The sequence below is a fragment of the Bartonella sp. WD16.2 genome (genome assembly GCF_002022505.1).
GTDB lineage: Bacteria > Pseudomonadota > Alphaproteobacteria > Rhizobiales > Rhizobiaceae > Bartonella.
The window spans coordinates 169176-189137 of the sequence record NZ_CP019781.1; the positions used below are offsets into that span (position 1 = coordinate 169176).

Consider the following 19962-nt stretch of genomic DNA (forward strand, 5'->3'; position numbering starts at 1 on the left):
GAAAATCAATCGTTTGTGATTAAAAAACGGCAATTGAATTAAATAATATATTTGCGTAGGTATTTGATGAAAAGAAGATTTTTTGCATTAATCATTATCTTAGAAAAAAATAACACAAATCAAGGAATGCCTATTGTGATGGTAGAATGAAAACGCACAACACAGAGAATTTATATGCATGTGATAAAAGTACAAAAAATCTTAGAATTTTGGTAGAGGTAACTTGTGGGCTTGAGCAGCAGCTTTAAGCGTATTGACCATGAGCATAGCGATTGTCATAGGACCAACACCTCCAGGTACAGGAGTAATAGCAGAGGCTTTTTCTTTGACTTCTTCAAAATCTACATCACCGACAAGACGGGTTTTATTGGTACCTTTTTCTGAAGCTTCAATTCGGTTAATACCAACATCAATAACAATAGCTCCTTGTTTTACCCAATCTTTTTTAATGATATGTGGACGACCAACAGCTACAACTAAAATATCAGCACTGCTACACACTTCGGCAAGATTACGGGTGCGACTGTGGGCGATTGTCACGGTAGCATTGGCTGCTATCAATAAGGCTGCCATAGGTTTGCCAACAATATTAGAACGCCCAACGATGACTGCATCAAGACCTGATAAATCCCGCCCACGTTGGTATTCGATTATCATCATAACACCAGCAGGTGTGCAAGGAATGAACGTATCTTCAAGTATATTTGCTGCGAGTTTTCCTATATTGATATAATGAAAACCATCAACATCTTTTTGGACGGCGATAGCTTGCGTTATTTTGTTCGTATTGATATGAGCAGGTAGAGGGAGTTGCACCAAAATCCCATGAATTTTAGGATCGGAATTTAATGTTTCAATAAGTTGCAGGAGTTCTTCTTCTTTCGTGTCTTGAGGAATTGTATGCTTAATTGAAAGAAAACCGCATTCTTCAGCTTTTTTACTTTTTGAGGTAACATAAACCTGACTTGCGGGATCATCTCCAACAATAATAACAGCAATCCCAGGCTGTATTTTATGATTGTTACGAAGTTTTTTTGTTTCTTTCTTGATTTTATTAATAATGTTTTCAGCAAGCTTTTTTCCGTCAATAATATTGTTCATGAGAGGAATCCTTTCGATAGGGATATTCAGTTTTTTGTAAAATATTTGCTGATAGTAAAAAGAGTTTTATGACACTATTTGAATAACCATAGTTATTACATGGTTTACCTCTCTTTTTTCTTTTGGAGAGTAGTGGAAAATAGTTGCTTTATAAAGAGAGAGTAACATTGTTGTTTCAATAAAATTTGAATAAAATAAGGGTAATCGAATTATTGAATAGATATAGCAAATTATAGGATTATCAAAACCATTTTTTAATGATCATTTAGTTTCATTCTAATCTATTATAGGATCAAAAATATAGAGGAAATTGTGCTCATCAGAATAATAAAATTTTTGAGTGGGGTTTTTGTAGCAGTTGTTTTTTTGCTTGGAACTTCTGTTATTGTTTTACCTTATCTTGTATCAACCGACACGATTCGTATCCGAGTGGCACAGGATTTAAGCGCATGGACAGGCTATAATGTGCAACTGCGTGAACCACCACGTTTGAAACTTTTTCCTTATCCAAAAGCATTTCTTTCAGGAGTTACTTTAACATCCAAAATTAATAATGTTACACCTTTAATGGAAGCTGAATCGATAGAAGTAGATCTTTCTTTAATTGATCTTCTTAGGGGATGTGTTTCTTTTTCAGAAACACGAATTGTGCGTCCACAATTTGTTATGGAAAAGCCTTTTAAAACAGTGTCTGATTTTTTTAATACACTTTCGCGGTCACAAGGTACTTTAGGGTTAGCAGTGCGTAATGCTCGTGAAATTGTTAAGCTCAATCCTGATCAACCAGATGTAGAGAGCCTTTTAAACCAGCCTTTTGGACGTATTGTCATCGAAAATGGTGTTCTTATTTATCGTGATAGTGTTTCTGATGTGACAGAAAAAATAACAGGACTGAATGCAACTATCGATTGGTCAGAATCAACACAAGCAGCGCGGTTTCGCGCAAGGGCTCGTTGGCATGGGGAGTTAACGGAATTATTAATTAACGCTGATCAAGCTTTATTGCTTTTAGCAGGGGGGCAAAGCTCACTTAGAGTGAGCTTTAATTCTTTGCGTGGTGGTATAACGTTTACGGGGAAAGCGCGATTATCTGAATATTACATTTTTGACGGAAAAATATCGATGCGTTCTCCTGGCTGGAATCAAACATTGGCTTGGATTGGTGGAAATCAGTTTTGGGGAGGGAGATTAAAACTACCTATTGTATGGGAGTCTCATTTTTTAGCACAGCCAAAACGTATCGAAATGAATAATATTACATTTAATATGGGCGCTGTAAATGCACGTGGAGCTTTGGAATTTGATTTTCAAAACCATGTTCCTAACATAATTGGATCTTTAGCTTTTGATAGTATGAATCTTAATGTATTAGAGTCGATGGTTTCACTAGTTGGAAAGGAAAATGAATTCCTTGATATGGCAATTTTTGATCGTATTGGATTAGATGTGCGAATTTCAGCACCACAAGCAAAAATAGGTAAGATTGCACTCACAAATTTGGCAGCAACAATGCAAATTAAAAATAGGCGTGGGAATTTTGATCTTGGAAATGCAAATATTTTTGGTGGATCTATTCAGAGTAATGTTCAAATTGTACCAAATGGTAAAAAAGTGTGCATTGAAGGACGCGTTTCGGGTACTTCTGTTGATGCGCAAACTTTTTCAGAGGCTTTAGGACTGACACCATTTATACAGGCTAAAACTGGCTTCGTCGTAACAATACAAATGCTTGTTAGTAGTTGGTCAGAAATTCTTGAGAAAATTCAAGGAAAATTAACAGTGAATATACCTTCTGGCCGATTATTGAGATATGATTTAAATGAGTTGCAGCACAAGCTTTTAGGGAATGAACCGTTTTTTTTAGTAAATAACCACGCGTTTTCAACACCTTTTGAGCGTTTAGATATTAAAGCAAAGTTTTCTGATGGCGTGGTAACGGAAATAGAATCATTAATGCGTATGGCAGATTGGAATTTGTCTATTGATGGTCCGATTGCAGTGCCTATCACCAAGGAAAAGCAGAAGGATTTTATGTTGCAAGGACGATTACAGAAGAATAATCGTTCAGATACTTTATGCAAAGATGTTCACTGCCTTACTAATAGCCTTGTACGACCTTTTAGTTTTTCACTTAGCTCTGTGGGGCAGTCTCTAGGAAAATTTTTTGTTAAGAAAAATATCGATGAAAATTAAATTTTTGTTTTTCATTATTGATTTTGATTTTAGAAAATCACTCGAAAAATATTAATTTAGAATGAAATTTCAAAGACTATGGCAGTAGGCTATCTAACGTATCTGAGAGGAAATACCGTAGCCATCTGTGGCAATTATATGCTTCCCCTTTGTTGTAACTGAGCTAATTCCTATAGTGGTCAAAATAAAGGCTAAAATTGTGGCAATAGTAATAACAATGGCTCTTTTAGCAGACATATCTTTCTCCAATCATAGGGTAGTCATTGAGTGCAAGAGAGTATTTTGTGATCAATTTTTATACGAACAGAATCACTTAACATTCTATTTGTTCCAATTATTATAAACAAAGGTAAACAATTCTACTACTCTTCAATATATTGTAGTTTTATGGGGCGGATTTTTTCTTTTAATTATACTTTTTGTTTTATTACCTTGACGATTGTAATTTACTCTGTCACAAATTTTTTATGCGTGTGAATTATAAATTTCAAAGGTTATTTATTCAGCAACCACTTTCTTTGAACAGAGAAATAGAAATAGAAGGAGCTCAAGTTTCTTACCTTGTGCATGTTTTGCGCATGAAAGAGGGAGATCAGATTTTATTTTTTAATGGGGAAGATGGTGAATGGTTGGCCGAGATTACCGCTATTAAAAAAAGTTTGTAATAGTTCAGCTTGTTCATCAGACAAGATCTCAAACAACATGTCCGGGTCTTATTTATTGTTTTGCTCCACTTAAACATGCGCGTTTAGATTATATGGTACAAAAGGTTGTAGAAATGGGGGTATCTATTTTACAGCCTATTATAACACATCATACACAAGTTTCTCGTATCAATATGGCGCGTATAAAGGCTAATATTATTGAAGCTGCTGAACAATGTGGCATTTTGTCTTTACCGAAATGTTTGCCTGCTGTATCGTTAAAAACACTTTTAGCGCGTTGGGATAAGACACACTCTTTGTTTTTTTGTGATGAATCACATGAAATACAGAATCCATTACCTTTTTTAAAGAAGCATGGAACTATACCGCTTGGTGTTCTTGTTGGACCAGAAGGAGGATTTAGTAAAGAAGAGCAGGCCTTTTTAAGAAAACATTCTTTTGTGATTCCTATATCATTAGGTCCACGTATTTTACGTGCTGATACTGCAGCTGTTGCAGCTTTGGCCCTTATTAATACTACAGTAGAGGCTTGGTCAATCGATTAAGAAGCTTGCAATATCATTTAAAACAATTCATTTAAGTGGTCGAATTTGTTGATAAGGTAAAATAATTTATGGCGCTTGATACAACTGATGAAAGTGAAATTCACAATTTAGATTCTCTAGTTGGCTATCTTCAAGAGGGTTGTAAAGCAGAAAATGATTGGTGTATTGGTACAGAGCATGAGAAATTTCCATTCTATATAAATGGTTTTCGTCCTGTTCCATATGAAGGTGCAAAGGGTATTCGTGCACTTTTAGAGGGGATGCAACAAGCTCTAGGGTGGAAAGCTGTTTTAGATGAAGGAAATATTGTGGGGCTTGTAGAATCAGCGGGTCAAGGTGCGATTTCTTTGGAGCCTGGAGGGCAGTTTGAATTATCTGGTGCACCATTAAAAACGGTTGGCCACACTTATTGTGAGCTGATGGAACATTTGGCTCTCCTTAAAAAAATTTCAGGACCATTAGGTATTGGTTTTTTAGGTATTGGTGCTAGTCCAAAATGGACTTTAGATGAAACACCGCAAATGCCCAAATCACGTTATCAAATTATGACTAAATACATGCCAAAAGTTGGTCATAGTGGTCTTGATATGATGTATAGAACAGCGACTATTCAGGTGAATCTTGATTTTTCATCTGAAACTGATATGCGGCGCAAAATGCAAGTGTCAATGAAATTGCAATCCATTGCAACAGCATTATTTGCCAGTTCACCTTTTATTGAAGGGCACCCAAATGATTTGTTATCGTGGCGTTCTCATGTTTGGTGTGGTACTGATAATCAAAGAACAGGAGTACTTCCTTTTATATTTTCCGAACGCTTTGGGTTTGCTGATTATGTTGAGTGGGCACTTGATGTACCGATGTATTTTATTATACGCGATGGGCATTATCATGATTGTACACATATAACTTTTCGCCAATTTATGAATGGAGCATTGAAAGGGCAAATTGTAGATTCAACACCTAATATAAGAGATTGGGTAGATCACTTATCGACCTTATTTCCTGAAGTACGCTTAAAGCGCTTTTTAGAAATGAGAGGCGCTGATGGCGGGTCTTGGAAACATATCTGTGCATTATCTGCTTTTTGGGTTGGTCTTCTTTATGATAGTGAAGCGCTTAATGAGGCGGAAGCTTTGACGAAAGATTGGTGTTTTGAAGAAGTTTTAGGTATGCGTAGACGTGTTCCAAAAGAAGGATTGCAAACACCTTTTCGTCAAACGATAATTTTAGAATTAGCACGCCAAGCTATTGCGATTTCACGCAAGGGTTTAAAAAATCGCAAGCAATATGATACTGGCGGTTATGATGAGGAAAGTTTTCTTAATCCTTTGGAAGAAATGATTGCAATGGGTCAAACAGATGCTGATAGGTTGTTATCTAATTATCATTCTATTTGGGGTGGGTCTGTAGAGCCAGTGTTTTTAGAATGTGCTTATTAGATTTTGAAGTAGGAAAAGCTTTTTGTGTCTTTGTTGTAAAATACCCATATGTGTTTTCTCTTGTATATTCTTTAAAAATAACTAAAATATTTGTAATTATGAAGCTCTCAATAATAGCTGAAAATCGTAATCACATTTAGGCAGGGAGTGAAATTTATTTAAGATAAAAAGAAAACTCTATTTACAGATTTTCATTTAAATCTAGATATTTTTAATATCACTTAACTCTCTTTTTGAGTTATTTATAGCGCATAAATAAAAATGTATTATCGTACAAAAACAGCTCGGCCGTTACTAATGAGACCTTCTCTTTGCGCGCGTTTACGGGCAAGTTTACGTGTACGACGAATAGCCTCAGCCTTTTCACGAGCCCGTTTTTCCGATGGCTTTTCATAATATCCACGCATCTTCATTTCACGAAAGATACCTTCGCGCTGCATTTTCTTTTTTAGCGCACGCAATGCTTGATCAACATTATTATCACGAACGAGTACTTGCACAGTTTACCTTACTTTGTCTCAATGTTCTAAATAAACTAGGCAAAAGCCCACTGCCTTTTGAACAAAGCCAAAAGAATTATATTAGCAATGCGCATACCATATAAATAAGGTGGTTGTCTATATTGCTTTTCAAAAACTCTATTTTTTTGCTATATGCAGTTTTTTATAATTAACAATTGAACTTATCAATATGTGTTTATAAGGATTACCAATTTCATTGTTCAACTGAAAAATTAAGATGAATTTTTCAGTGACAAGTAGGGTTAGATATAGATTATGCTATTGTAGCAGTTGCTCTATATCAAGGTGGTTAATAGAAAGCGATTCAATATAAAAACAATCAAGAAGCTACAAAAAGTATGGGGGGATAAAAGCCAACAATTCAGTAAAACCAACAAAATTAAAAGCCTTTAATTTCTCTATAGCCTTTTGATTCTACTAAAATATTTGGCGCACCCGAAGAGATTCGAACTCCTGACCCCCAGATTCGTAGTCTGGTGCTCTATCCAGCTGAGCTACGGGTGCATAAATTTCCAGTCTTTTAATATCGTTAAGACATGGGGTTCCTAATCGTTTCGTTGATGAATTGCAAGTAAAACTTGGTAAAAAAGTTTTTTTGTTTAAAGTTTAAGGTATTTATGATTTCTATAAAGCTTCTGTATAATATTATTTTTTTATTTGGTTCGTGGTAAGATCTAAGATGAACGATAGTTAACTTGACGGTCTGTTCTATGAAAGATAGTCAAATTAATGATTATATAAATGAAATACGTTTTTGCAGTGTGGTTATATTATCTACGATTCAATTTTTGCAAAATTCAAATATTGCTGCTGAAAACTATTTCAAGTGCATTGGTGTAAGTAAATGACAAAGCAAGGATAGATATATGGGATCGCTGAAAAAGATCATTCCATTAATGCTTTTGGGTATTATTTGTGTTGCCATTTATTTTTGGTCAAAACACGATATAGAATGTCTTGTTCCTACAGAAGGTAAAACAAAAAATGCACCGCATGCTGCATCGAAAGCATCAATGGGAATGCTGCCGGTAAATGTCGTTGTTGATCTTGTTAAAGTTCAAGATTTTTATGAACGTCTTAATGCTATTGGTAGTGGACGGGCTATTGCTGCGGTGGATTTAGCTCCTTGGTCAGGAGGCGTTGTTGATAAGATTTTTGTGTCTGCCGGTACAAAAGTGCAGGTAGGTGATGCGATTGCAAAACTTGATTCTAAAAAGGAAGAAATAGCAGCTGCAAGAGCAAAAGTTCAACGCGACAATAGTGCCTTAACGCTTTCACGTATTCTTAAATTACGTGCGACTAATACAGCAACAGAGGTTCAAGAGATTACTGCGCGCTTAGAATTAGAGAATGCAAATTTAACTTTGTCTGATGCTGATTTAGCACTTGATCGGCGAATAATTCGTGCACCAATTAGTGGAATTGTTGGTATTTTACCTATTGATGTGGGAAATTCTGTTGGTATTAATACTGTGATAGGTCGTGTTGAGAATAACGAACGTATTTTGGTTGATATTTGGGTGCCTGAACGATATGCATCACGTATCCATAAAGGGGATGAAGTGACTGCAGCCTTAATAGCACAGCCAGATAAGACTTTTGTTGGCCATGTTTATGCGGTTGATAATATGGTTGATCCACAAAGCCGTACACTTCACGTTCAAGTTGAAATTCAGAATGAAAAAAATGTACTTATGTCTGGTATGTCTTTTTCTGTTACGTTTCAATTTCACGATGGTTCTTTCCCGGTCGTTGATCCTCTTGCCATTCAATGGAACAGTAGAGGGTCATTCGTTTGGCGTGTGAGAGAGGGTAAAGTAGAATACGTTCCAGTATCAATTATTCAGCATAAAGCAAATCAAGTATTTGTAAAAGCTCCCCTAGAAAATGGTGATCAGATTGTCGTTCAAGGGGTACAAATGCTTCGTCCGGGTGGTCATGTTATTGTTCATGATTCAAAGGCTCATCAAAAGCAATTATCAGAAGCTAATGGGCAGGATAGGCAATGAGTCAAGAAGTTGAGAAACAGCCTTTAGCAAAGTCAGAACAAAGCGGTATAATGGTGTTTTTTATTCGCAGGCCAGTTTTTACCTTTGTTTTAAATGCTCTGATTGTAATTGCAGGGATTTCTGCATGGATGAGCGTTGATGTGCGTGAATTGCCAGATGTAGATATTCCAGTGGCAACAATTAAAACGACTTTTACTGGTGCATCAGCAGAAACAATTGATCGTGAGATTACGAAAGTTATAGAAGATGCAGTTTCTCGTGTCTCAGGGGTTAAAACGATTTCTTCAGCTTCCGCTTTTGGTCGTTCTCGTGTGGAGGTTAAATTTAATGTTGGTGTTGATTTAAATGTTGCGGCATCTGATATTCGCGATGCTATTTCTCGTATTGCCTATTCTTTACCAAAAGATGCGGAGCCACCTGTAATTATTAAAGCAGATTCAAATGCTGCTGCGATGATGTATTTGGTTGTAACTTCACCAACAATGAATATTGATGATTTGACAACGGTTGTGAATGATCAAATTGTTGATGCACTTTCTGCTGTTGATGGTGTTGGTGATGTGCAGGTTGATAACGCTCGTGTGAAGATTTTTCAGATTGATATTGATCAAGCAAAACTTGCCAGTTATGGGTTAACTGTAGGGGATATTTCACGTGTTCTGTCTGATATGACTACTGATGCACCTGTGGGATCGTTACGTAATTCTGAGCAAGCTTTAATTGTACGTGCAACTGCTCGTTTGACGACACCAGAAGCTTTTGAACAAGTTGTATTAAAGCCTCATGTGCGTCTTGGTGATGTGGCGCATGTTACTTTGTCCCCTGATGTAGAGACAGTTATTCTTCGTGTAAACGGGAAGGTGGGAATTGGGTTAGGTATTGTACGTAAGGCGCAGTCTAATACTCTTGATATTTCCAAAAATGTTCGAGCTGTTGTTGAACATCTCAAAAATGTTCTTCCTTCTTCTGTCCATATAAGTATTCCTAATGACGATGCTATTTTTATTAAGAGTGCTCTTCATGAAGTTGAGATTGCATTAGTTATTGCTGTACTTAGTGTTATTTTGATTATTTTTCTATTTCTAGGAGATGTTCGTGTAACACTTATTCCTGCTGTGTCTATTCCGGTAGCTCTGATTGGGACAATCGCTGCAATTTATCTTGCAGGTTTTTCCCTAAATATTCTCACGTTTTTAGGGCTTGTTTTAGCAACTGGGCTTGTTGTGGATGACGCAATTGTTGTTCTTGAGAATATTGTTCGATGGCGCAATATGGGATTTGGTGCTCGGTCAGCAGCTGTATTAGGAACACAGGAAGTATTTTTTGCTGTTGTGGCAACGACGTTAACTTTGGTAGCTGTTTTTGTGCCTATTTCCTTTCTTCCTGGGCAAATTGGGGGACTTTTTAGAGAGTTTGGTTTTGTATTATCAGTATCTGTTCTGCTTTCTTCAGTTGTTGCTTTAACTCTGTGTCCTATGCTTGCTTCACGCTTTCTTAAAGAAGAAAAGCATGTTAAAGATGATGAGCAAAAGGCACATCGTTTAATTTTTCTGTTTCGGATAAGTGCTTTCTTTAGTAGGGGGTATGCTTATAGTTTGCATAAATGTTTGGAACGACCTTGGACTGTTGTTTTTGCTTCGCTTATTTTCTTCGTTTTCTGTATTGGAGGCTATATGGCGCTTAAACAGGAGTTGACGCCAGCAGAAGATAGAGGAATTATTTTTTTAGTCGTTAGTGGACCACAAGATATTTCAGTACATTATTTAAATGATCAGATGCAGCAAATTGAAGCGAGTTTAAAACCGTTGCGTGATGCTGGTGAAATTGTTAACAGTTATTCTATTTCTGGAGCTGGAGGTTCATCTAATAATGGTTTTCTTATTTTGTTGCTTTCACCTTGGGACAAGCGTTCGCGTAGCCAGCAAGAAATTTTAAAAGATGTTAATGCAAAAGTTAAGCAGTTTCCGGGGGTTTTTGCATTTGCTGCACAAATTAGTTCTTTAGGGATTTCAGGAATTGGCCAAGGATTGCAATTTGCGGTCGTTGGAGATGATTATACCCAACTACAATCAATTGCTGATAAGCTTGTAAGCACTTTACGCACTGATCCGCAGTTTGTTCGTCCGCGGCTTACTGTTGATGCGACGCAACCTCAATTTTTTATCGAAATTAACAGAGAAAAAGCCTCTGATTTAGGGATTGATATCACCAATTTGGGTGATACATTGCAAACAATGGTAGATGGAAAGCAGATTGGCTCGATTTATGTGGATGATCACGCTTATGATGTAAAACTTACATCGCGTAAGAATCCTATCAATAATCCTGCTGATTTAGAAAATGTTTTTTTAAAAACCAAAGATGGTAAATATGTTCCCTTATCAGTTATCACAGATTTATGTGAAAAAGCTATTGCACCTCAATTAAAACGGGAAGAACGCATGAGTGCTGTTGTTATAGGTGCAAATCTTGCTCTAAGAGTTTCTTTAGGGAGTGCTTATAAGACTGTAGAAGAAGCCGCGCTTCCTTTATTGTCAGAGGGAAATTATATTATTCCTTTAGGAGATGCAGCAACTCTTGGTGAAACATCTTCTGATTTAATGATTGTTTTTGGAATTGCTTTTGTAATTATTTTATTGATTTTAGCCGCACAGTTTGAAAGTTTTGTTTCGGGCTTTATTATAATGGCTACTGTACCATTAGGAGTTGGTTGTGCAGTAATTGCTATGCTTTTGGGTGGTGTTAGTCTCAATATTTATAGTCGAATTGGTTTGATTTTATTAATTGGTATTATGGCTAAAAATGGTATTCTGATTGTTGAGTTTGCAGATCAGTTACGTGATAAAGGTAAAAGTGTACGTGAAGCTATAGAAGAAGCCGCTAATGTTCGTCTCCGGCCAGTTTGTATGACGATGATTTGCGCTATTTTAGGAGGTATTCCTTTGGTTTTAGCAAAGGGTGCTGGTGCAGAAGCACGTGTAGCTTTAGGTTGGGTTATTGTTGGTGGTTTGGGTTTGGCAACTATTTTTACCCTTTATGTAACACCAGTTGTTTATCTATTTCTCGGACGTTTTATAAAGCCAAAAGTGGAAGAAGCTAAACATTTGACAAAAGAACTAAGCCAAGTCAAATAACTGCTTTTGAATAGAAGATTGACACAGTTTTTTAACTTTTGTCTAAGGGATACCATTTGAGTGCTTATCTTTCTATTTTGTGTTATTTCATATGTGAGCAGTCAAAATGGGTTAGAGTAGAGGAACTATCCTCTATTTTAGAGTCATTTGTGTCTTGATATTATTGTCAATGACCATAGGAAAATAATTATGGTTCGCAATGAAAGAGCTTTTGAAGTAGCTTTGAAGACTTTGAAAAAGCATATTATAGAAGATAAAGTTTGTGATATTCGTCGACATTTTGCAGAGGATGAACAGCGTTTTACTCGTTTTTCTTTAAGACTTGATGATTTCCTTTTCGATTTTTCAAAGTGTGGTGTAACATTAAATACGCTGAAACTCTTAGATAATCTTGCTATTGCAGCGGATGTTTCAGGCAAGTGTAAGGCGATGTTTTCGGGTGAAGCTATTAATGTAACTGAAAAACGCTCAGCTCTTCATATTGCGTTACGTTTGTCTGCTGATGAAGTTTTTATGTTGAATGAGCGTAATATTGTTCAAGATATCCAAGCCGTTCTTACTCGTATGGAAGAATTTTCTGAAATGGTTCGCTGTGGTCACTATAGAGGGTATAGTGGTGAGAAGATAATTGATATTGTAAATATTGGTATTGGAGGGTCTGATCTTGGACCTGCAATGGTTACTAATGCTTTAAAGCCTTATCATGATGGACCGCGTTGTCATTTTGTTTCTAATGTGGATGGTGCACATATTGTTGATGTTCTTGCTAATTTGAATCCAGAAACAACACTTTTTATTATTGCTTCTAAAACTTTTACAACATCTGAAACCGTAGCAAACGCTAAAGTTGCACGCCAATGGATCAGTTCACATTTAGGAGAAGAAGCGGTAAAAATGCATTTTGTTGGTGTTTCCAGCGCAGCCGATAAAGTGATGGAATTTGGTATAGATTCTTCAAGGATTTTTGAACTTTGGAATTGGGTTGGGGGACGTTATTCAATTTGGTCAGCAATTGGTCTTGTTGTTATGTTGGCAATTGGTGGTCAAAACTTTCGTCAGTTTCTCAAGGGTGCACACCAGATGGACGAGCATTTTAAAACTGCACCTTTGCATAAAAATATTCCGATTCGATTTGCTCTTTTAGGATTCTGGCATCGTGTTATTTGTGGTTATTCATCGCGTGCAGTCATTCCGTATGCGCAGCGTTTAATACGCTTTCCGGCTTATTTACAGCAACTTGATATGGAGTCAAATGGCAAGCATATTTCTTTAGATGGTATACCAATAGGCTTTTCAAGTGGCCCAGTTGTTTGGGGCGATTCGGGGACAAATGGGCAACATGCTTTTTTTCAATTTCTGCATCAAGGAACAGATATTATTCCTGTGGAATTTATTTTATTTGTCAAAGGGCATGAACCGCATTTAAGTGATATGCATGATATATTAGTAACTAATTGTTTGGCGCAATCAGAGGCTTTGATGAAAGGCCACATTATTAAAGACAGTTGGGACACTGTTGTTAATAATACAATTAATGATAGTGAAGCAAATAATTTGGCGCTTCATAAAAGTTTGAAAGGAAATCGGCCAAGCATTATGCTCGTTCAGGATTTGTTGACGCCTTTTACGCTCGGTCGTTTAATGGCACTTTATGAGCATCGTATTTTTATTGAAGGGGTTTTAATGAATATTAATTCATTTGATCAATGGGGTGTTGAGTTTGGTAAAGAGTTAGCAAATGAATTGTTACCCGTTATACGTGGAGAATCCAGAGTTAATAATCGTGATAGTTCAACATTAGGATTACTGACGCATATTCAAGCGAGATGTGCTGAATAAAAGGTTTGAAAATTTATTTAAATTTTCTAGTAATGGCAGAGAGAGGGATTCGAACCCTCGATATGGTTTCCCATATACACGCGTTCCAGGCGTGCGCCTTCAACCACTTGGCCACCTCTCCAGAGGCTTGCACTATATTCAGAAAGAAATAACCTGCAACCTTAAATTATATACCTTAGGAAATAAAAAATTACTTTATTCATCAAAACTAATGCTGAAATAGATAAAATTGATATTTGTTGATTTTATTATTGCAAAGAGAAAAGCGCTTCATTCAACCCCTTAAATGGCGTTACAAAGGAAAGCGTTTTTCCCTCTTTAAGCTGATAAGAAATGCGCACATTGCTACTCTTGCTTATTTGTTCCATTAAAACTGGCCCTATGGGATATTGTGCTAAACAGATTTCTTTATTGCACTGCTTATAACTAATAAGAAGCGGTTTTTTAACACCTTCCATAAACACTTGAATAGGAACATTTGTGTTAGCGTTTGGTAATGTTCGTAACAACATAACCGGTTGTCCACCTTTTGTAGAAACAAGAGACCAGCTAAAGACCTTGTTGCCTTCTTTATCATTATAGATTGTCTGAGTTACATTACAGATACCTTGTTTAACTGTTTTGTTTTCATCGCAAATTAATGTCCAATAATGAAATTGCATAATAATTCGGCGTATTTCTCCAGGTTTTCCACTGGGCACTGATAATTGCGGTGGATGCACTGTATAAATACTGTCTTCCTCATTAGCAAAGCTTACAGCCTTTCCTAAAAAAACAAGAACAAACAAAAGACCTGCAATATATTTCCGGTTTTTTATCATTATTTCAATGACCAACTTACTCCTGCCCCTACACCCCAATGCCCTCCAGAAGTGGTAACGGAGAGGTTGGAGCGTACTGTTCCATCTTCAGACATATAACCAGTTCCAAAAGCAAGTGCTGATTGACCACGCCATACACCACTACCAAATGCAATACTGAGCACCCCTGGTGTATTAATGTAATGCAAGCTAGCTACAGCCAAACCGATAGCTGCTGCTTGTCTTGCTTCCTTTTTAGTATTCTCAATCTCAGAATTTAAAGTTTCAAATTTCATATTTGTATACTTGTTGGTTTGTGCAATAGCGTCACCAACCATATTCTCTATTTTTTCATCTGTATATTTGTTTGCGTCTGAAAGAACAAGACTTATCTGTTCTTTCAGTTGACCACCATTGACCGCTTGTCTTGAACCTTTTTCGACTCTACCATCTGCAACATTGTCAATGATTATAGGTGTACCGTCATCAGTACCTGTTAAAGTGATGCTATTGCTTTTTTTACCATATTCATCTTTGTCATAGGTAACAACCTCCTCAGTAAGAGTGTTAACTTGATCAATCACATTATCAACTTTGCCTTTAAGACTGTTAACCCTCTCATTCGTCTTCCAAAGCTGCTTGCCTGTAATAGCATCAGTGGAGTTAGGAGCAATATCTCCATCTGCAAGAAACCTAAGTTTGCTATTTTTTCTTTTCCCTCCTTTTGTATGAAGTGCAGCAAATGCCTTATCACGTTTGCTCCATGACACAGTATTATGTTGCAAATCTTCAAAAATCTTACCGATTGCTTCCCCAAAATTATCTGACACATATTTTAGATGACTATTTACATTCTTGATATTTACATCAAGTTCTCTAAAAGCACTACCAACATCATTAAAGTTAGCCTGTTTTACAGTTCCATCCGTAGAAATACGAGATAAAATATACCATGGCTTCAGAAGGTTACCATTTCTGAATATTGTATTACCCCCTAAATATTGAGAAATAGAGTCTCCTATCTTATAAAGCTGTGCACCACTGACTACATCTGTCGAGTCTACTGAAAGTTTTCCTTCTGCCACGTTTGTAATATTTCTATTTCCAGCATTAATTCCGTTATCACTTACTCTGATATCTCCTAATGTAACACTTGATACTTTTAGATCTTTAGCCAGATCAAACATAACTTGATTGCTTTTATCTTTTTTAATAACCTTAAGATTATCACTTCCAGCTAAATCAATCTTGCTTTTTGGTGTAACTTTTATAATGTTTTGGCCGTTCACAGAAAGTTGCCAAGTAGCGCCTTCTTTTTCTACCCATTTTTTTAGCGCTTTCAGCTGTGCAATATTCACTGCATCAGTATCTTTAAAACCAGCAGCTACCCCTACAATCTGGCGTGTTATTCTTTGGGATATATCACCAATACTCACTGCACCTCTAGTACTTTTCCATGCAGGTGAATTTTTCTGTTTGTTCAAAATATCTCTAAGATCATAACCGGCAATTCCTTCCTTAACATCCGCTTTAGAATGGTTACCCAAAGCAACACCACCCCACGCAGATGATTGTGCTTTATAACCAACAGCCGTACCAAGTTCATCCGTAGTAGCTAAAGCACCTATGGCTGTCGTACCGTTCTTGCCCCACGCTTTTGCGTAACTACCTATTGCTGTAGAATATGACCGCAAAGCCAAACTAGAGGCACCTACAGCTGTAGCACTGCCCCCTTAGCACGCGTCTTTCCACCACCGATGGCAGTATCTTCTCCGTGTTCTGCGTATGCACCTGGACCCTGTACAACACCCGCACCTTTACTCTTCAAAGAGGCAAAGACAGGAGAAAAACTCGACAGAAGCACCGCCACTGCAATTCCTAACGAAACTACTTTGACCCAAAGTGACCCATAAAGGAAATGACAATAATTCAATTCATTGTTTTTTAAGCTTAAATACAATTTTTGCATAACACTCCTTAAAATAAGGCAATATATTGAAGCACCAAAACAGAGACCAACATCATCACAAAAAGCAAAAGAAAACCTTTCGCAAAGCCACTGTTGCGCATTAGGAAAAAATGAAAAAAAGATAAAAAACTTTTCGATGCTACGTTTATTCCAGCATCGTTCTAAGATTTTTAAAAAATATTGAAGCTTAGAAAAGATTAGACCCTTTTTAATTAAAGGCCTTCAAATAAAAAATATACAACTTACTTTTAGAAATATCACATAACCTCCATCAAAATATAATACATTATGCTGCAAAAGTTTCTTTATTAATATCAATTTGTTTTTCAGATAGCGCACATTAATAAAATGGCAAGAGCACCAATAAATAATTTCTTGTATATTTTTTTATAAGATGGATTCCAATAAACACTGAGATATATTTTATGTTCAATGATATCTACAGTGCACTTCTAAAACCTTGAACCTTATATGATAAAAACCTGAAAATCGTTACTCTATAGCCATGATATAACTATCAAACAATTTCAAAAAATTTAGTATTACATTTTGCTTTATAAAAATACTGCACAGATATAATTGATTGTTTTAATAATAAAATATTGCTATTTTAACTTTATAATTTATCATCATATGTTAAATTTTGCGCAATATATAAATAACATAATGTGTTTATAAGTAAAATCATTAGAAATTAATGAAAAGACTGTTCAAAAAACAGTTCAATAACATTTAAACACTCACTCAACTACGACATTAAAGCTGCAAAATATGATTATTAGGATAATTTTTGCGTAAAAAACACCTATTTCATAGCTGTTTTCATTGTATAAGATAGCTAGAATCCTTAAAGTTTTAAAACTATTCAGAAATCATTCACAACAGCTCACACAGAGTAAAATGAAGTTCTTTTTTATGTATCATATGAAAAACTTCAAATGAAAATTGTTAATTCACTTTATTATGGTTTTTCTCGCTCAACTAATACAGGAATACTCAATAGATAAGAAGTTATATTATAAGCAGAATGATGTTTGTAATCGTTGTGGTAATAATTAATAAACAAATTTCCAGATAATGCTAACGTAATAGACAGTACCTATGCTATCTATCTATAAGATCAGTTATAATAACAGTCGTTTATAATCACATCATTCGCTAAGTGATGCTTACTTTAAATCTCAATGCTAAAACATTGGCGTTTACAGTACAAATTGCTGAAATATCAAATGTATTAAAATTAGCCGTGTAAAAACATTATCTCCCTAATATTATTATCAACCTTACAACTTTTGCACAGTTAAACCAAACTGTATCAAAAATGATAAATCGTCTGTAAAATAATACCAAGTGAAATATCATTTAAAAATGAATAACTGATACAGTGAATTTGAGTTCAGCTAAATTAAGCATTCAACATAAATAACTCACCAAAGAGCACCCCCATATAGAGAATAATTATCTTTAAAACATACTTACATAGTATCCGCATACTTGATTCCCAGATCAAGTAATACCGTAACCTTCCATCCTCAAAGGACAAACTTAAGCGATCAAAGTTTTACCTTTAAATAAAATCGTATGAACAGAAAAAGTCCGTTGTAGAATGCAGGTTATCACTCAATATCTTCGTATAAAGGAAAATGAAACACATCTTTTAGAAAATAATCAAAAAATTCTGTTTTGATTCAGCTTCTCATATGGCTTTTACATTTATTGTATATCTAGGACAAAAAGAAAGACAGTATACTATCTTTTAATACTTCAGAACTTTAAAACAAAAATTCAATATATACCAATCTATTTAAAAAAATACTCAGATTACTTCTATCCCCTTTATGTAGGAATGACTGAAACATAGGAGCGGTTATCTGCTTTCTTACGAAAAGAAACTTTCCCATTTGAAAGTGCAAAGAGAGTATGATCTTTCCCAATACCAACATTTTCACCAGGATGCCAACGTGTACCACGTTGACGAACAATAATGTTTCCCGCAATAACAACTTCACCACCAAATTTCTTAACGCCAAGACGTTTTGATTCTGAATCGCGACCATTACGCGAGGAACCGCCAGCTTTTTTATGTGCCATAGAATTCTCCCTTAGTTTTCTTTACTTTTTGATATCGCAGCCGCTTTTTGTGACGCAGCCTTTTTTTTAGTAGTTTTTGTGGCAGTTTCTTTAGAAGGAGCAGAAGTTTTTGTTTCTTTTGGCACAGTTGCTTTCTTCTCAACTGACTTAGCCACTACTTTTTTAGACTTTGAACCATCCGCTAAAATTTCTAAAATACGAAGTGTCGTAATTTCCTGACGATGACCACGAGTACGCTTCGAATTTTGACGACGCCGTTTCTTAAATGCAATAACCTTACGAGCACGCCCTTGTTCTACAATTTCAGTTGTAACTAAACCCTCAGCGATAACAGGTGCGCCAATAGCTATGCTTTCCCCTTCACCTATCATCAATACATCACCGAATTTAACAATATCACCGGCGTTACCAACAATCTTTTCAACTTTTAACACCTGGTTAGCGACAACACGATATTGCTTACCACCTGTTTTAATGACTGCGAACATTTTTTATCCTTTCGTTCGATCATGCTCTTATTACACTCCTACTTTATTCAGTAGGGGAAATAGGCTTCTTTTTATCAGTCGTAAAATTTAAAAGGGATAAACAACACCTCTTAGAGCGCAAACTCCCTTAATATTTATATATTGATAGAATTTCTGTTCTCTGTCAAGAAAAGCCAACAAAGAAGCAAAAAAGGTTGTACTTAAAACAATTGAAGATTATTAAGCACCATATACACAAATTTATAATGGAAATTTATTGCGTTTACATATGGAGAGATGGCTGAGTGGTTGAAAGCACCGCACTCGAAATGCGGCATAGGGGCAACTCTATCGAGGGTTCAAATCCCTCTCTCTCCGCCATTATTAAATATAAAGTCAGATTTTTTAGTGTAAATTTTATTGTGCAATAATGAATACATATTTAACACTTTTAACTCCATTGAGCTACGGCTAAATATTTGACAAGCTCGTGATCTCTTTCATTCATTTTCATTACATACGAGAAAACTTTTTTTCTCTTGTTTGGATCGAATGATTATCAATAAACCATTTAATCATATTACTACATATAAGTAATTTTAAATTTCAATATTTTTAAAAAATTTTTTTGAATATAGTTAAAAAATTATTTACTTTTCTATTGAAATGATATTTTGTATGTTTTATATGAAACACAAGTTGTTACTAATAAAAATAAATAAAAGACTGTTTTGATAACAAGTCAATTTTTATTATTATAAAAAGCGGGGTATATGATGTTTCCAAAGCAGACATAAGAATTTTTTATTTTGCTTAAGGCTTTGATTTAAAAGGGGATTTAGCTTTTTAAGATCATGTGTCTTTTCAAGTGAAAAAGGATTTATCAATTGGATTTTGTTCTTTATTATAAAATCGTATTGATTTTTTATAAAATAGCAAAAAGTCTTTTTGATCAAAATATACATTACATTATGTTTAAGCGCGGGGAGTATAATATTTTCAATAAGATGTTTTAGTTTTCTTTGTTTTTCATTTGAAAGCTTTTAGGTAGGCTTTTTTGGGGATCTAATTTTCAAAGATTTTAAGGTGATACTGAGATAGCTCTTTGTATCAAAGTGATAGTTTTTACTTTTTTACTGATTGTTGATGCGCAAAGTTGTTTTTGCGAAGGGTTTTTTTGTGACGT

Annotated in this window: 13 protein-coding genes, 3 tRNA genes and 1 pseudogene; 7 read left to right on the plus strand and 10 right to left on the minus strand. The window is 35.5% G+C overall.

Annotated elements, in window-relative coordinates; genetic code table 11:
• Positions 1–201: 201 nt before the first annotated feature.
• The gene (folD, locus tag BWD162_RS00635) at positions 202–1101 is read right to left on the minus strand and encodes a bifunctional methylenetetrahydrofolate dehydrogenase/methenyltetrahydrofolate cyclohydrolase FolD (protein WP_078704997.1); all 900 of its coding nucleotides are present in this window, start codon (positions 1099–1101) and stop codon (positions 202–204) included.
• 312 nt (positions 1102–1413) lie between these two features.
• Here folD and BWD162_RS00640 point away from each other — a divergent pair, with 312 nt between their 5' ends.
• A complete protein-coding gene (locus BWD162_RS00640; RefSeq protein WP_078704998.1) occupies positions 1414–3294 on the plus strand; it encodes an AsmA family protein in 1881 nt (626 codons plus the stop codon).
• 93 nt (positions 3295–3387) lie between these two features.
• Here BWD162_RS00640 and BWD162_RS07770 read toward each other — a convergent pair whose 3' ends face one another.
• Positions 3388–3531: a hypothetical protein gene (locus BWD162_RS07770; protein WP_194284859.1), complete on the minus strand. Its 144-nt coding sequence runs from the start codon at positions 3529–3531 to the stop codon at positions 3388–3390.
• Positions 3532–3761: 230 nt separating this feature from the next.
• Between BWD162_RS07770 and BWD162_RS00645 the strand changes: the two are divergent.
• Together BWD162_RS00645 and BWD162_RS00650 are read left to right on the plus strand one after the other, a co-directional pair.
• Positions 3762–4504 (plus strand): annotated as a pseudogene (locus BWD162_RS00645) (16S rRNA (uracil(1498)-N(3))-methyltransferase).
• 68 nt (positions 4505–4572) lie between these two features.
• Positions 4573–5946: a glutamate--cysteine ligase gene (locus BWD162_RS00650; RefSeq protein ID WP_078704999.1), complete on the plus strand. Its 1374-nt coding sequence runs from the start codon at positions 4573–4575 to the stop codon at positions 5944–5946.
• A gap of 266 nt (positions 5947–6212) precedes the next feature.
• Here BWD162_RS00650 and rpsU read toward each other — a convergent pair whose 3' ends face one another.
• On the minus strand, positions 6213–6446 hold the full coding sequence (rpsU, locus tag BWD162_RS00655; protein WP_078662929.1) for a 30S ribosomal protein S21: 234 nt from the start codon (positions 6444–6446) through the stop codon (positions 6213–6215).
• 448 nt (positions 6447–6894) lie between these two features.
• A tRNA-Arg gene (locus tag BWD162_RS00660) sits at positions 6895–6971 on the minus strand.
• A 362-nt stretch (positions 6972–7333) separates the two neighbouring features.
• On the opposite strand from BWD162_RS00660, the gene BWD162_RS00665 reads away from it, so the two are divergent.
• From BWD162_RS00665 to pgi, 3 genes are all read left to right on the plus strand, one after another.
• Positions 7334–8476, plus strand: coding sequence for an efflux RND transporter periplasmic adaptor subunit (locus BWD162_RS00665; RefSeq protein ID WP_078705000.1), 1143 nt, complete (start codon positions 7334–7336; stop codon positions 8474–8476).
• Positions 8473–11610 (plus strand): efflux RND transporter permease subunit, encoded by a 3138-nt coding sequence (locus tag BWD162_RS00670; RefSeq protein WP_078705001.1) that lies wholly within the window; start codon positions 8473–8475, stop codon positions 11608–11610. The genes BWD162_RS00665 and BWD162_RS00670 overlap by 4 nt, the downstream gene beginning before the upstream one ends.
• A 189-nt stretch (positions 11611–11799) precedes the next feature.
• On the plus strand, positions 11800–13449 hold the full coding sequence (gene pgi, locus BWD162_RS00675; protein WP_078705002.1) for a glucose-6-phosphate isomerase: 1650 nt from the start codon (positions 11800–11802) through the stop codon (positions 13447–13449).
• Positions 13450–13482: 33 nt separating this feature from the next.
• Here pgi and BWD162_RS00680 read toward each other — a convergent pair.
• The 6 genes from BWD162_RS00680 to rplU form a co-directional block, all read right to left on the minus strand.
• A tRNA-Ser gene (locus tag BWD162_RS00680) sits at positions 13483–13570 on the minus strand.
• 127 nt (positions 13571–13697) lie between these two features.
• Positions 13698–14270: an invasion associated locus B family protein gene (locus BWD162_RS00685; RefSeq protein ID WP_078705003.1), complete on the minus strand. Its 573-nt coding sequence runs from the start codon at positions 14268–14270 to the stop codon at positions 13698–13700.
• Entirely contained in the window at positions 14270–15949 is a 1680-nt protein-coding gene (locus BWD162_RS00690; RefSeq protein WP_078705004.1) for a YadA-like family protein, read from the minus strand. Before BWD162_RS00690 ends, BWD162_RS00685 begins: the two co-directional genes overlap by 1 nt.
• 11 nt (positions 15950–15960) lie before the next feature.
• Complete coding sequence (locus BWD162_RS07645) at positions 15961–16119, minus strand: hypothetical protein (protein ID WP_153300975.1); 159 nt, start codon at positions 16117–16119, stop codon at positions 15961–15963.
• Between the two features lie 1935 nt (positions 16120–18054).
• Positions 18055–18309 carry a 50S ribosomal protein L27 gene (gene rpmA, locus BWD162_RS00700; protein WP_078705006.1) on the minus strand — a complete coding sequence of 85 codons (255 nt, stop codon included), beginning with the start codon at positions 18307–18309 and terminating at the stop codon, positions 18055–18057.
• A gap of 11 nt (positions 18310–18320) precedes the next feature.
• Complete coding sequence (gene rplU, locus BWD162_RS00705; protein WP_078705007.1) at positions 18321–18797, minus strand: 50S ribosomal protein L21; 477 nt, start codon at positions 18795–18797, stop codon at positions 18321–18323.
• 270 nt (positions 18798–19067) lie between these two features.
• On the opposite strand from rplU, the gene BWD162_RS00710 reads away from it, so the two are divergent.
• A tRNA-Ser gene (locus tag BWD162_RS00710) sits at positions 19068–19157 on the plus strand.
• Positions 19158–19962: the final 805 nt, after the last annotated feature.

Bases quoted from the DNA above. Each gene is read 5' to 3' on its own strand.
- BWD162_RS00685 (WP_078705003.1), bottom strand. From the start codon at position 14,270: ATGATAAAAAACCGGAAATATATTGCAGGTCTTTTGTTTGTTCTTGTT.
- rplU (WP_078705007.1), bottom strand. From the start codon at position 18,797: ATGTTCGCAGTCATTAAAACAGGTGGTAAGCAATATCGTGTTGTCGCT.
- rpmA (WP_078705006.1), bottom strand. From the start codon at position 18,309: ATGGCACATAAAAAAGCTGGCGGTTCCTCGCGTAATGGTCGCGATTCA.
- pgi (WP_078705002.1), top strand. From the start codon at position 11,800: ATGGTTCGCAATGAAAGAGCTTTTGAAGTAGCTTTGAAGACTTTGAAA.
- BWD162_RS00670 (WP_078705001.1), top strand. From the start codon at position 8,473: ATGAGTCAAGAAGTTGAGAAACAGCCTTTAGCAAAGTCAGAACAAAGC.
- folD (WP_078704997.1), bottom strand. From the start codon at position 1,101: ATGAACAATATTATTGACGGAAAAAAGCTTGCTGAAAACATTATTAAT.
- BWD162_RS00665 (WP_078705000.1), top strand. From the start codon at position 7,334: ATGGGATCGCTGAAAAAGATCATTCCATTAATGCTTTTGGGTATTATT.
- BWD162_RS07770 (WP_194284859.1), bottom strand. From the start codon at position 3,531: ATGTCTGCTAAAAGAGCCATTGTTATTACTATTGCCACAATTTTAGCC.
- BWD162_RS00650 (WP_078704999.1), top strand. From the start codon at position 4,573: ATGGCGCTTGATACAACTGATGAAAGTGAAATTCACAATTTAGATTCT.